Source organism: Rhizobium rosettiformans, from assembly GCF_016806065.1.
GTDB lineage: Bacteria > Pseudomonadota > Alphaproteobacteria > Rhizobiales > Rhizobiaceae > Allorhizobium.
In genome coordinates this window covers 3,275,281-3,288,325 of record NZ_CP032405.1, presented here as the reverse complement: position 1 = coordinate 3,288,325, position 13,045 = coordinate 3,275,281, and the positions used below count along the sequence as shown (strand labels likewise).

Genomic DNA, 13,045 nt, shown 5'->3' with positions numbered 1-13,045 from the left:
ATACGGAAATTCAAACATTCTCCGCACAAAATGTCCTTGCAAAGTGAAGCCTGGGACATCAGACAATTCGCAGCTTCTTGCGTCAGACAGCTGCAAAACGGAGAATCTACGAATGGCGGAACTGGATGCCATTGATCGTGCCATTCTGAAGGCGCTTCAGGAGAATGGCCGGATGACCAATGCCGAGCTTGCCGAAACGGTGGGCTTGTCGCCCTCCGCCTGCTCGCGGCGTCACGACATGCTGGAAAAATCCGGCGTCATCAGCGGCTATCATGCCCGCCTGTCGCACAAGGCGATCGACTACAAGATGATGGTGATCGTGCACATCTCGCTGTCGGGCCAGTTTGCCAAGACGCTGACCGAATTCGAGGCCGCCGTGAAGCGCTGTCCGAACGTGCTTGTGTGCTATCTGATGTCGGGCGAGTACGATTACATTCTGCGTGTGGCCGCCAAGGATCTCGAAGACTACGAGCGCATCCACCGCGACTGGCTCTCGGCGCTTCCGCATGTGGTGAAGATCAATTCGAGTTTTGCGCTTCGCGAAGTGATCGAACGTCCCAATGTGGGTCTTTGATCGAGGATCCTGAAAATCCTAATGATTTGTTTTAGGCCGTTCTTACGGATGCTGCGTAAGGTCATGCCATTCCTTTTTGTATTCAGGACGGCATCATGAGCAATAATCTCGGTATGGATGTTCGCAAATCACCCCGCAGCCGTTGCCGGCTCGACAGCAAGATCCATTATTTCCAGCAGCAGGCAGATGCGCGCGTGATCAACATCTCACGCACAGGCCTCGCGCTCGAACTCGCCACCAAGCTAACCGCCGCCGCCGGCAGTCAGGTGATCATCGAAAACGAGGATATCGGCCATCTCGAAGGCGTCGTCCGGTGGAACTATGGCGGCCGCATCGGCATCATGTTCCGACCGAACAGCAATTCGATTGCCAAGGTCGCGGCCTATTTCCGCAACTATCATCAAGAAGTCCGGCCGGTCCTGCGCGGCTGAGCCCTTCGGACCGGAAGTTAACGGTAAACACCCCGCATAACCGGCAAAACACCCAAAATCTCCTGAGGAGGTCGCTCGCATTCTAATGACCTTGGCCAGATGCCGTTAAGGCGCCTGGCCGAGGTTTCCTGCGTTTCTTTCAATCAATTTGACGGAGCGCAATTTTATGCTTGCTGCCAAACTCAACCCGGACGGCCGCCGCAGCCACCGTATCCGCTGTCATATCAGGGGAACGCTGGAATTCATCGGCCAGAAGTTCAACGTCCGTATTCTCGACATTTCCCGAACCGGCATGGCCCTGCATCTCGAGGGCTGGATCGAAGCCAAGCGCGGCGCGACAGTGACTGTCAGTTGCCCCGAACTCGGCCACATCGAATGCACCGTCTGCTGGTACCGCGCCGGCAAGATGGGGCTCGAATTCGAGCAGACCACCAATGCGGTCGCGCAGGTCACCGCCTACTTCCGCCACTTCCATCGGGATCCCCGCAACCTTGTTCCGATCTGACCCAGGAGGGAGCAACGTCTCATCCCTGTCATTTTAGAGGTGCAAGCCTCTTGAAAGCGACCTAACCTGCGTCGCTTTCAGAACCTGTTCTTCGTGAGGCCCCTATGCCGTCTTTGCTCGATCTCCATCCGATTTCCCGCCGCTCCTTCTTGAGCGGTATTGCCGCATCGGCGGCTCTCGTCACGCTTCATCCCTTTGCGGCGCGCGCCAATGGCAACCAGGCGCATCTCAGGCTGATGGAAACCACCGACATCCACGTCAACGTGATGCCTTACGACTATTATGCCGACAAGCCGAACGACACGATGGGCCTTTCGCGCACCGCAAGCCTGATCGATTCGATCCGCGCCGAAGCCGGCAATTCGATGCTGATCGACAATGGCGACTTCCTGCAGGGCAATCCGATGGGCGACTACATGGCCTATCAGAAGGGCATGAAGCCTGGCGACGTGCATCCCGTGATCAAGGCGATGAACGTGCTCGGCTATGATTGCGGCACGCTCGGCAATCACGAGTTCAATTACGGCCTCGACTTCATGTTCAACACGCTGGCGGGTGCTACATTTCCCTTCGTCTGCGCCAATCTGACCAAGGGGCAGCTTGCCGCTGATCCCAAGCAGGATCCGCTTTATTTCAAGCCCTACCACATCATCGAAAAGCAGATCCGCGACGGATCGGGGGCAACCAGCCCGATCAAGGTTGGCTTCATCGGCTTCGTGCCGCCGCAGATCATGCTCTGGGATGCGAAGAACCTCGAAGGCAAGGCGATGAGCCGCGACATCCTGCAGGCGGCCCGCGCCTGGGTGCCGCAGATGAAGGAGGATGGCGCCGACATCGTGATTGCGCTCTCCCATTCCGGTATCGACGGGAATGGTGAAAGCGAAGGCATGGAAAACGCCTCGCTTTATCTCGCAGGCGTCGAGGGTATCGATGCGATCTTCACCGGACACCAGCATCTCGTCTTCCCCGGACCGAAGGATTTCGAGAACGTGCCGGGTGCGGATGCCGTGAAAGGCACGCTGCTCGGCAAGCCCGCGGTCATGGCTGGCTTCTGGGGCTCGCATATGGGCCTGATCGACCTGCTTCTCGAAAAAGACGGCTCGAGCTGGAAGATCGTCGACTTCACCTGCGAGGCACGCCCGATCTACCACCGAGACGACAACCGCAAGGTCGTGGCCGACGTCAAGGACAAGCCCGAGGTCATCGCCTCGGTCGCGACCGAACACCAGGCGACACTCGATTATGTGCGCACGCCGGTCGGCAAGACGTCCGCGCCGCTCTACTCCTATTTTGCGCTGGTCGCCGACGATCCGTCGATCCAGATCGTTTCGATTGCCCAGTCTTGGTACATCAAGGAAATGTTGAAGGATGGGCCGCACAAGGATCTGCCGGTGCTGTCGGCGGCGGCCCCGTTCAAGGCCGGCGGTCGCGGCGGTGCCGATTATTTCACCGACGTGCCGGCCGGCGATATCGCGATCAAGAACGTCGCCGACCTCTATCTTTATCCGAACACCATTCAGGCCGTGGCGATCACCGGCGAGCAGGTGAAGAACTGGCTGGAAATGTCGGCCGGCATCTTCAATCGCGTCGAAAAGGGCGCGAAGGATTCGCCCCTGATCAATCCGGATTTCCCGTCCTACAATTACGATGTGATCGACGGCGTCACCTACCAGATCGACCTGACGCAGCCCGCCCGCTACGACAAGGACGGCGTCGTCGTGCATCCGGAAGCAAGCCGCATCGTCAACCTGCAGTTCGACGGCAAACCGATCGATCCTGGCCAGACCTTCGCGGTCGCGACGAACAATTACCGTGCCGGTGGCGGCGGCAAATTCCCCGAAATCGCCTCCGACAAGGTGATCTTCGTCGGACCGGACACCAACCGCGACATCATCGTCCGCTACATCGTCGAGCAGGGCACGATCAATCCGTCCGCCGACGGCAACTGGTCCTTCGCACCGATTGGCGAGACCACCGTCGTCTTCGAGACCGGCCCGAAGGCACGCGATTTCCTCGCCGACTTCAAGGGCGGCCAGATCGAGGATGCCGGCGAAGCAGCGGAAGGATTTGCGAAGTTCCGCCTGACGCTCTGAACCACGGCAGACGGCGCAATCGCTCAACAAGAACGGAATCGATTCAAGATGTTGAATCGATTCCTTAAACTGCTGTGGCAAGCGCTGGCGAAGATGCCAGATCCATGGGGCAATTCGACAGCTGTTCTTCGAAGGCCCGGATCAGCCAAGTGCCGGCAGGCCCAGGCGGATTGTCGGTCCGCCTGATGGCGTAGAGATTGTAGGACCCCTGCTCATAGGCTGGCAGATCGAGATGCACGATCCGGCCGCTCGCCATGTCTTCGCGGATGATCGAGGCCGGCAGCCCACCCCAGCCGAGGCCGCCACGAATCAGCTGATGTTTCGTTGCCATGTCGCTGACCCGCCAGGTCTTGAACGACAACACGTTGAAATCACGCCCCGACGTCAGATCCGAAGCGTCGCTGACGACGATCTGGGTCTCCTCGCGCACGTCCTGCAGCGACAGCGTGGCCTTGCGCCTCGCGAGCGGATGATCGGCCGCTGCCGCCGGCAGGAGAAAATTGTGGCCGATCCGGTCGACGATCAGCGTGTCGTCCTGCCGGGTCGGCGCTCCGCCGATGCCGATGGTCGCCTTGCCGCTCATTACCAGTTCGACCAATCGTCCGAGTTCGCCTACTTCCAGTCGCAGCGAGACGGATGGAAACTGCTGCTGAAATTCCCGAAGCACCGCCAGCATGGCGCCGGTCGGGACGAGCACGCTGATCGCCACCGACAGTTCCGCCTCCAGGCCCTGATGCATGCTGCGGACCTTGGCGCGCATGACCTGCAGATCGCCGACGATGCGTCGGGCGTCGGTCAACATGGCCCTGCCCTCGTCCGTCAGTCTGGGTTGCCGCGTACCGGTCCGCTCGAACAGCGTCACGCCAAGCTGGCTTTCCAGATTGCCGATCGTATAGCTCACCACCGATTGCGCGCGATTGAGCTGCCGGGCGGCTGCGGAAAAACTTCCGGTATCAGCCACGGTGAGAAAGACCTGCAATTGGTCGAGAGTGGGATTGGCATCCATGCGATCGGGCATCCATCCAGTTATTCGATATGACCGATCTAGATTATCACAGTTTTATTGATGCGTGGTCGGACATAGATGCATGGCAGGCCTGCTCCCAAGGGCCCACCACCATTCGAGGAATTGCACATGTCTTCCATCCTTCTCGTCACCTCCAGCCCGCGCGGCTCGGAATCCCTCTCGAACGCGATCGCCACCGAGCTCGCCGAGAAGTTCGCCGGCGAGACCGGCACGCTGGTCCGTCGCGACCTCGTCGAAACCCAGCTCGACCACGTCGACGGCGCCTTCACCACCGCGATCCGCAAGCCGGCTGATGCACGCACCGCTGAAGAGGCCGCTTCTGTCGCCACGTCCGACGCGCTCGTCGCGGAACTGATGGCCGCCGACACGATCGTCATCGGCACCGGCCTCATCAACTTCAACATCTACTCGTCGCTGAAGAGCTGGATCGACCACATCGCTCGCGCCGGCCTGACCTTCAGCTACACGGAAAACGGCCCGGTCGGCCTCGCCAAGGGCAAGAAGGCCTATCTGGTGCTCGCCGCCGGCGGCATCTACTCCTCCGGCCCAGGCGCCCCGATGAACCATGCTGAACCCTATCTCAAGACGGTCCTCGGCTTCCTCGGCATCGAGCTGGTCGAGACTGTCTATGTCGAAGGCGTGGCATACGGTCCGGAAGCCGCCGAAAAGGCCGTGGCTTCTGCCAAGGCCAAGGTCGAGGAACTGGCGCGCGCTGCCTGAGCTATCAACGCTCCAACGCGGCAGCCGCGCTGCCGCCCTCATTTTGCAAACGGCAAGGTCCTTCAGTTGCCGTTTGCCGCCAGAGCAAGCCCTGTCTCGCTCCCCGTCCTGGACAGGCGCTTGTCGCGGCGCGCTTGAAGCCGCGCGACGTTGGTCAGTTCCGAGACAATCTCCGCGCTCACCTCGGATGCGATACTGTCGACCGGCTGCGGGCGGCCCAGCAGATAGCCCTGGAGCTCGTCACAGCCAGCAACGCTCAGGTAACGAGCCTGATCCAGCGTCTCCACACCCTCCGCCACGACCCGCATGCCGAGCCCGCTGCCCAGATCGATGATCGTGCGGACGATGGCGTCGGCCGTCTCCTCGGTTCCGAGGGCTGACACGAAGCTGCGATCGATCTTGATCACGTCGAAGGGGTAGCGGCTCAGATAGCTGAGCGATGAATAGCCGGTACCAAAATCGTCGAGCGCAATCCTCAAGCCCAGCGTCTTCAAATGGCCGAGAATGAGGCGCGCCCGCTGGTCATCATCGATCAGCACGCTCTCCGTGATCTCAAGCTCCAGCTGATGCGGCGAAACCTCGGACGCATCCAGGATCGCTTCGATCCGCTCCAGAAACTGCGGATGGCGGAACTGCACCGGCGAGACGTTGACGCTGATATGCAGATGCTCCGGGAAACCGGTTGCCAGACGGCAGGCCTCGATCTGCACCCATTCTCCCAGTTCGATGATCTTGCCGGAGACCTCGGCGACGGGGATGAAATCACCCGGCTGCACCATTCCCCGCTCCGGATGTTTCCAGCGCACGAGAGCCTCGTATCCGACGATCAAAGCATCCAATGCCGAGACCCGAGGCTGGAGATAGAGTTCGAACTCGCCGCGCTCCAGTCCGCGCTCGATATCGGCTTCGAGTGCGCGTCGCTTCTCGATCAGTTCGTCCATGCCCTTGCGGTAGGAACGGAACGTGTTCCGCCCGGACTTCTTGGCGTGATAGAGAGCGATGTCAGCACGGCCGATCAGTTCGTCGAGCTCGCCCGCATGTTCGGGGCAAAGCGCACCGCCAATGCTGACACCACATTTGATGCGTTCGCCCTGGCCGGTGTCGAAGGGTTGCCGAAAGGCTTCAACCAGGCGGCGGCCGAAATCCTCGCACTGGGCCTCGAAATGGCAATTGCCGAGGATGACCGCGAACTCGTCGCCGCCCAAGCGGGCCGCCATGTCGGCAGGGCCGAGTGCCGCAGTCAGGCGACGCGCTGTCTCTTTGATCACCTCGTCGCCGGCCGGGTGCCCGTAGAGATCGTTGACGTCCTTGAAGTGGTCGAGATCGACCAGAAGAACTCCGCAGCCCCATCCATCGTTTGCCTGCTCGACATGGGCAGCGAGCGTCTCGGTAAACAGAGCGCGGTTAGCAAGGCCCGTCAGCGGATCGTGCTGCGCGAGATGGCGCATGCGGCTTTCGACTGCCTTGCGCTCGCGAAGATCGACGAGACAGCTGATCCGGATATGCCGGCCGCGATATTCGATGTTGCGGCCCCGTGCCTCGATCGGGATGCTTGAGCCGTCGGCGCGGACGATCTGGAACTCTCGCGACACGTCGGGCGCCGGATTGGGATCCTCGATCAGCATACGCCGCCCGGTCTGGTCGACAACATCGAGGATCGACGTTCCGATGAGATCTGCAATCTTGCGACCCGTCAGCACCTCGAATTGCTCGTTGCCGTCAATGATCACGCCGCCTTCGTGCATGACGATCGCTTCAAAGGTGGCGTTGGCGAGCGCCGTCACCCGATCCGCCTCTTCCTGGTCGCGGACCTGGGATTCGAGTGCGCTTCGATTGCGTTCTTGTTGCTGGATATTGTCCATCAGGTGGTTGAACAGCCGGGTCAGCTTCTCCGCCTCGTCGCCCGGATCGACCTGTAGCCGATCGCCAAGGTCGGCTTTGCCGGAAACGAGCTTTGAAAGAGCGTCCTCGACATGGCCGACACCCAGCCGCGTCCCATGTTCGGCGACGTTCAGGCCGATGTCTTCGGCCTCGGCCGTGACGCGAACGGGCACGAGTTTGTCGAGCGTCCAGAAGAAGGCATAGCCAAGGCCGAAAGCCCAGTAGAAGTTCAGCGCGGAACCAAAAAGCTGGATGTAGAACTGATCGAATCGTCCGCCGAGGGGCAGGCTATCGACCGGCGCCAGAAGCGCAAGCGCAAGGGTTCCCGCGACACCCGCAAAAGCGTGTACGCCGACGGCGCCGACAGCATCATCGACCTTGAGCTTCTGTTCGAGATACTGATTGCCGACGATGGCGACGATCGCGCCGAGCGCGCCCGTGAGGAGGGCGCCACCCGGCTCAAGCAGGTGGCAGCCCGCCGTGACGGCGACCAGCGCACCCAGCATGCCACATAGCGCCTTTTCCGGCAGCACCACGCCATCTTGCCTCGCACCGATCACATAGCCGACGCAGGTGCCCATGCCGCCAGCGAGAACCGTGTTGAGGATGATCGGCGCCACATCCGCGTTGGCTGCCAGGGTGGAGCCGCCATTGAAGCCAATCCAGCCGAAAAACAGGATGAGGCCGCCGGTGGTCGCCAGAACGGGATTGTTGCCGGCAAGACGCACCGGGCGTCCCTCGGCATCAAAACGCCCGCGTCTCGCTCCGATCACCAGGCAGGCAGCAAGTGCGATCCAGCCACCCGTGGCGTGGACCACCGTGGAGCCGGCAAAATCGACAAAGCCGAGATTGGCGAGAAAGGCTCCGGAGTTGGGTCCGATCGCCGTCCCCCAGACCCAGTGCACGAAAATCGGATAGATCAGCGTCGACAGAATGATCGACCCGAGCACATAGGCCGAGAGGGTCATGCGCTCGGCGACGGCACCGGAGACGATGGTCGCCGCCGTGCCGCAGAACATCACCTGGAAGACGAAGAACCCGGCGAGCCAGCTGTCGAGGCCCTGAAGCAGAAAATAGTCAGGATCGAGCCCGACCGGCAGGAAACCGGAGCGGCCGAAGGCAAGCATGAAACCAACGACCGCAAAGCCGACGACGCCGAAGACAAAATCCAGGAGGTTCTTCTGAGCGACATTGATGGAATTCTTCGAGCGCACCATGCCGGCTTCAAGAAGCAGGAATCCCACCTGCATCATCATCACCATGCCGGCGGCGGCCATTAGCCAGGCGAGATCCGCAGAGGCCTTGGCGGCCTGGGCGGTCACGGCCTCTGCCGCATGAACCGGAAGGGGAAAGCCCAACACGAGGCTCGCTGCCAAGCCGTGAAAAGCAAGGGATGAAATAGAGCGAAACGCAATGATCACTGGAAAACCCGGACAATATTTCAGGGTCCAGTGTTGCGGTGCATCATTAACATTCGGTGATCGCGAAGAAACATTTCTTCGCGATATTGAAGTGCATCGTCAGACGATGCGGGTTTCCTCGCCGTCACCGAAAAGCGCCGGACCATTCTGATCGATGATCTGCTGCGCCTTGCGGAAGGTGCAGTCGAGGGCATCATCGAACGAGGTGAAGACGTCGGCGCGGATGAATTTCCGCTCGAGCGACCGACCATCCACGGTCTTTACGATGCGACCGGCCAGACGATACTGGCTGCCTTCACGCATGGGCTCGGCATGGATGACGCAGTCCTTGTAGGTCTGCGGCTCTGCCATTGGCTTGGCGGCAGTTTCGGAAGAAGAACCGCCGGTGAAAATCGAGAGGATGCTGGACAGGATAGACATGGCCTGACCTAGCACAGCAAGGCCCAGCGAGGAAGAGCAGGCAGTTTTCTTCCCGCGTCATGATGGCGTGATACAGTCCGCTTCGGTCGGGAAGGCTACCGGAGACAGAGGGATGCGGATCGTTATGGGCCTGTCGCTTGCACTCGTTCTGATCAGCATCGCGGCTACAGTCTTTCTCTATCTCAGACCACCGGTACTCACGCTGGAACGCGAGGCAAAGATCGGCGCAGACGCCCCGCTCGATTCGCTTGATGTCCTGATCGCCGACAGCGAGAGTGAAGCTGGCCGCATCCGCGAAGGACTTGCCAAGCAGATCGTCTGGGCGGATCCCGCCCGGAAGAGCAAAACGCCGGTCTCGGTCATCTATGTGCACGGCTTTTCCGCCTCGCCAGCGGAAGTCCGCCCCCTGCCCGACCGCGTCGCACAAGCACTCGGCGCCAATCTCTTTCTCACCCGTCTTACCGGTCATGGTCTCGACGATCCCGACGCCTTGGGCCTTGCGACGATCGATGACTGGGCGGCAGATGTCGGCGAAGCACTCGCCATCGGCAAACGTCTGGGCGACCGCGTCGTCGTTGTCTCGACGTCCACTGGTGCTTCGCTCGTCACCTGGGCGCTCGGCCGCCCGTCGCTTACCGGGAAGATCGCAGCTTCGGTTTTCCTCTCACCCAATTATGGCGTGCAGGCTTCCGGTAGCTTCTTGCTGACCGGTCCGTTCGGCGGCTCTCTTGCCCGGCTGATCATCGGCGAGCGCACGGGCTTCGACCCGATCAGCCCGCTCAACGCGCACAACTGGACGACGAATTATCCAGTAACCGCGCTCATTCCCATGGCGCAATCGGTCCGGCTGGCCAGCCACACGCCGGTAGAGGAGATCCGCGTTCCCGCCCTCTTCCTTCAGTCTGTCGAGGACAAGGTTGTCAGGCCGGAACGGACGGCGGCGGTTGCGGCGCGCTGGGGTGCCGATCACGCGCTCGTCGATCCGGGTCCGACCGGCGACGCCAACAACCATGTGATTGCCGGCGATACCTATTCGCCCGAGACCACCGAGCCGATTGCGAAGATCATCCTGGACTGGCTCGCCGGCCAGGGCATCAGATGATCAGGTTGGCGAGGATCTCGTTTTCGGTGATGTCCTCGAAGCCAAGGCCTGCCTGATCGAAGCGGTCGAACAGCTCTGCGAAGTTCTCGCGCTTGCCCGTCTCGATACCGATCAGGATCGAACCGAAGTTGCGTGCCGACTTCTTGAGGTACTCGAAGCGGGCGATATCGTCTTCGGGCCCAAGCAGGTTGAGGAAGTCGCGCAGCGCGCCTGGGCGCTGCGGCAGACGCAGGATGAAGTATTTCTTCAAGCCGGCGTAACGCATGGCGCGTTCCTTGACGTCCGGCAGACGCTCGAAATCGAAATTGCCGCCGGAGACGACGGCGACGATCGTTCGACCGCTCAAGGCGACTCGCGGCAGAAGATCCAGGGCCGCCAGTGCCAGCGCCCCTGCTGGTTCCAGCACCACGCCCTCGACATTCAGCATGTCGGTCATGGTCACGCAGATCGCGTTTTCCGGTACGATCAGCACCTGGTCGGGGCGGAAGGCCTTCAGCGCTCCGAAATTATGGTCGCCGATCCGGGCGACGGCTGCCCCATCGACGAAATTATCAACCTTGGGCAGCGTGATGACCTTGCCGGCTTCAAGGCTCTTCTTCAGGCTCGGTGCGCCCTGGGGTTCGCAGAAGATCATCGCCTCGGGCGAAACCTTGCCGGCCATATAGCCGGTCATGCCCGACGAGAGCCCGCCGCCGCCGACCGGCATGATGACGAGATCAGGCGTCACGCCTTCCGGCAGCTGCTGCATCACTTCAGCCGCTACCGTCGCCTGGCCCTCGATGATATCGGGATGGTCGAAGGGCGGCACCATATAGCCGCCGATCGCTTCGACATGTTCGCGGGCCGCCTGATAGCACTGATCGAAGATATCGCCGATCAGGCGAATGGTGATGAATTCGCCGCCGAAGATGCGGGTCTTGTCGATCTTCTGCTGCGGCGTCGTCACCGGCATGAAGACCACGCCCTGCACGCCGAAATGGCGGCAGACATAGGCGAATCCCTGGGCATGATTGCCAGCGGAGGCGCAGACAAAGGTGGTGCCGGAGGGGCTGTCGGCGACGATCTTGCGGAAAAAGTTGAAGGCGCCCCGGATCTTGTAGGAGCGAACAGGCGTCAGGTCCTCGCGCTTCAGATAGACATTGGCGCCGTAACGGGCGCTCAAATGCTCGTTGAGCTGCAGCGGCGTCTCGGGGAAAAGCCCGCGCATGGCTTCCAGCGCTTGGTCGACCTGATCGGGGGTCACGTCAGCCTCCGTTGAATTTTGGACAGAGCCCCGCTATGGCATAGACATCGGGCAGAGACAAAGCCTCTTTGCGTTGCAACAGACGGAAGTCATTCCTTGAATACCAATCTGCTCCGCTCCGTCGTCTATATCGCAGCCCTGTGCGGGCTCTATCTGTCGACGGCCATGCTGATCCCGGCCATGGTGGACCTCTATTATGGCGATCCCCACTGGTCTGTCTTTACGGTGTCTGCAGCCATGGTTGGCGGTCTGTCGGTCACGGCAGCCATGGCAACGCGCGGGCCGCCGCCAGCCTTCTCCAAGCGCATGGGCTTTCTCCTCGTCAACGTGCTCTGGGCCACCTTTTCGCTGGTCGGTGCGATCCCGATCTATTTCTCTCAGCTCGACCTCACCTTTGCTCAAGCCCTGTTCGAATCGGTTTCGGCGATCACGACGACAGGCTCGACCGTTCTTTCCGGACTGGACGACATGGCGCCCGGCCTCCTCGTCTGGCGCTCGCTGCTGCAATGGCTGGGCGGGATCGGGATTGTGGCGCTCGGCCTGTTCGTGCTGCCATTCCTCAGAGTGGGCGGGGTTTCCTTCTTCAAGATGGAATCCTCCGACATCGCAGACAAGCCGTTCGCACGCATTGCGACCTTTACCAGTGCCTTCGTCGCCATCTATGTCGCGATCACCCTGATCTGCATGATCGCCTATGATGTCTTCGGCATGAGCCATTTCGATGCGCTCAACCATGCGCTGACAACGATCGCCACCGGTGGCTTCTCCACCCATGACGCCTCCTTCGGTTATTTCGACAGCTATGCGCTTCGCGGGATCGCAACCTTCTTCATGACGGTCTGTAGCCTGCCCTTCTCGATCCTGATCGTCTTCTTTATCAAAGGGCGCCTCGACGCCCTGCGCGATCCGCAGATTCTGGTCTTTCTCGGCTATCTCACAGCCTTTGCCATCTCTGCCGCGCTCTACAACCATCTGCGCAATGGCGTGGACCTGCCGCTGGCACTCTCGCATTCCCTCTTCAATTTCGCATCGATCCTGTCGACGACAGGCTATGCCAGTGAGGACTACACGATGTGGGGGCCGTTTGCGGTCGCAGCCGCCTTCTTTGCCACCTTCATGGGCGGCTGCTCCGGCTCGACGGCCGGCGGCATCAAGGCCTACCGTTTCGTCATCATTTTCAACATCATCGTCACTGGCCTGAAGCGGCTCATCTACCCGAATGCCGTCTATTCCGTCCGCTACGGCAACCAGATCGTCGATGCCGATACGCAGCGCGCCGTGTTCCTGTTCTTCAGCGCCTATATCTTCATCTGGGTGATGGGCAGCCTTGCCATGGCGCTGGCCGGCTACGATTTCACCACCGCCTCGTCCGCCGTGATCACGGCGCTCTCGAATGTCGGCCCCGGCATCGGGTCGCTGATCGGCCCGGCCGGCAACTTCGCCACGATGCACGATCCGGAACTCTACATCCTGTCGCTCGCCATGCTGCTCGGCCGTCTCGAAGTGCTGACCGTCATGGTGCTGCTGGTGCCTATTTTCTGGCGCTCGTGAGCATCAGGCCAACGTGATCGCAGAGAACCGCTCCGCGCTTGACGCCCGGGCTTGGTTCTTCCCACACTCCGGCTGAA

The 13,045-nt window shown here is 60.9% G+C and carries 11 protein-coding genes; 7 read left to right on the top strand and 4 right to left on the bottom strand.

Translation table 11 applies throughout. The annotated features are described in order from the left end of the window. Nucleotides 1-112 precede the first annotated feature (112 nt). From D4A92_RS16115 to D4A92_RS16100, 4 genes are all read left to right on the top strand, one after another. The gene (locus D4A92_RS16115) at nucleotides 113-574 is read left to right on the top strand and encodes an Lrp/AsnC family transcriptional regulator (protein WP_054150114.1); all 462 of its coding nucleotides are present in this window, start codon (nucleotides 113-115) and stop codon (nucleotides 572-574) included. 95 nt (nucleotides 575-669) lie between these two features. Then, nucleotides 670-1,005 (top strand): PilZ domain-containing protein, encoded by a 336-nt coding sequence (locus D4A92_RS16110; protein ID WP_203015537.1) that lies wholly within the window; start codon nucleotides 670-672, stop codon nucleotides 1,003-1,005. A 166-nt stretch (nucleotides 1,006-1,171) separates the two neighbouring features. Next, entirely contained in the window at nucleotides 1,172-1,510 is a 339-nt protein-coding gene (locus D4A92_RS16105; RefSeq protein ID WP_203015535.1) for a PilZ domain-containing protein, read from the top strand. A 104-nt stretch (nucleotides 1,511-1,614) separates the two neighbouring features. Further along, nucleotides 1,615-3,603, top strand: a complete 1,989-nt coding sequence (locus D4A92_RS16100) for a bifunctional 2',3'-cyclic-nucleotide 2'-phosphodiesterase/3'-nucleotidase (protein WP_203015533.1) — start codon at nucleotides 1,615-1,617, stop codon at nucleotides 3,601-3,603. Nucleotides 3,604-3,667: 64 nt separating this feature from the next. On the opposite strand, the gene D4A92_RS16095 is transcribed toward D4A92_RS16100, so the two are convergent. Continuing rightward, the gene (locus tag D4A92_RS16095; RefSeq protein WP_203015532.1) at nucleotides 3,668-4,609 is read right to left on the bottom strand and encodes a LysR family transcriptional regulator; all 942 of its coding nucleotides are present in this window, start codon (nucleotides 4,607-4,609) and stop codon (nucleotides 3,668-3,670) included. A 129-nt stretch (nucleotides 4,610-4,738) separates the two neighbouring features. Between D4A92_RS16095 and D4A92_RS16090 the strand changes: the two genes are divergently transcribed. Then, nucleotides 4,739-5,350 (top strand): FMN-dependent NADH-azoreductase, encoded by a 612-nt coding sequence (locus tag D4A92_RS16090; protein ID WP_006728611.1) that lies wholly within the window; start codon nucleotides 4,739-4,741, stop codon nucleotides 5,348-5,350. 62 nt (nucleotides 5,351-5,412) lie between these two features. On the opposite strand, the gene amt is transcribed toward D4A92_RS16090, so the two are convergent. Both amt and D4A92_RS16080 read right to left on the bottom strand, forming a co-directional pair. Next, nucleotides 5,413-8,592 carry an ammonium transporter gene (gene amt, locus D4A92_RS16085; protein ID WP_246753961.1) on the bottom strand — a complete coding sequence of 1,060 codons (3,180 nt, stop codon included), beginning with the start codon at nucleotides 8,590-8,592 and terminating at the stop codon, nucleotides 5,413-5,415. Nucleotides 8,593-8,751: 159 nt separating this feature from the next. Next, the gene (locus tag D4A92_RS16080) at nucleotides 8,752-9,072 is read right to left on the bottom strand and encodes an HlyU family transcriptional regulator (RefSeq protein WP_203015529.1); all 321 of its coding nucleotides are present in this window, start codon (nucleotides 9,070-9,072) and stop codon (nucleotides 8,752-8,754) included. 112 nt (nucleotides 9,073-9,184) lie between these two features. On the opposite strand from D4A92_RS16080, the gene D4A92_RS16075 reads away from it, so the two are divergent. Then, nucleotides 9,185-10,174 carry an alpha/beta hydrolase gene (locus D4A92_RS16075; RefSeq protein ID WP_203015527.1) on the top strand — a complete coding sequence of 330 codons (990 nt, stop codon included), beginning with the start codon at nucleotides 9,185-9,187 and terminating at the stop codon, nucleotides 10,172-10,174. Here the strand turns inward: D4A92_RS16075 and ilvA are convergent. After that, complete coding sequence (ilvA, locus tag D4A92_RS16070; RefSeq protein WP_425958084.1) at nucleotides 10,167-11,381, bottom strand: threonine ammonia-lyase; 1,215 nt, start codon at nucleotides 11,379-11,381, stop codon at nucleotides 10,167-10,169. The genes D4A92_RS16075 and ilvA overlap by 8 nt on opposite strands. Before the next feature lie 132 nt (nucleotides 11,382-11,513). On the opposite strand from ilvA, the gene D4A92_RS16065 reads away from it, so the two are divergent. Then, nucleotides 11,514-12,968: a TrkH family potassium uptake protein gene (locus tag D4A92_RS16065; protein WP_203015515.1), complete on the top strand. Its 1,455-nt coding sequence runs from the start codon at nucleotides 11,514-11,516 to the stop codon at nucleotides 12,966-12,968. Nucleotides 12,969-13,045 lie beyond the last annotated feature (77 nt).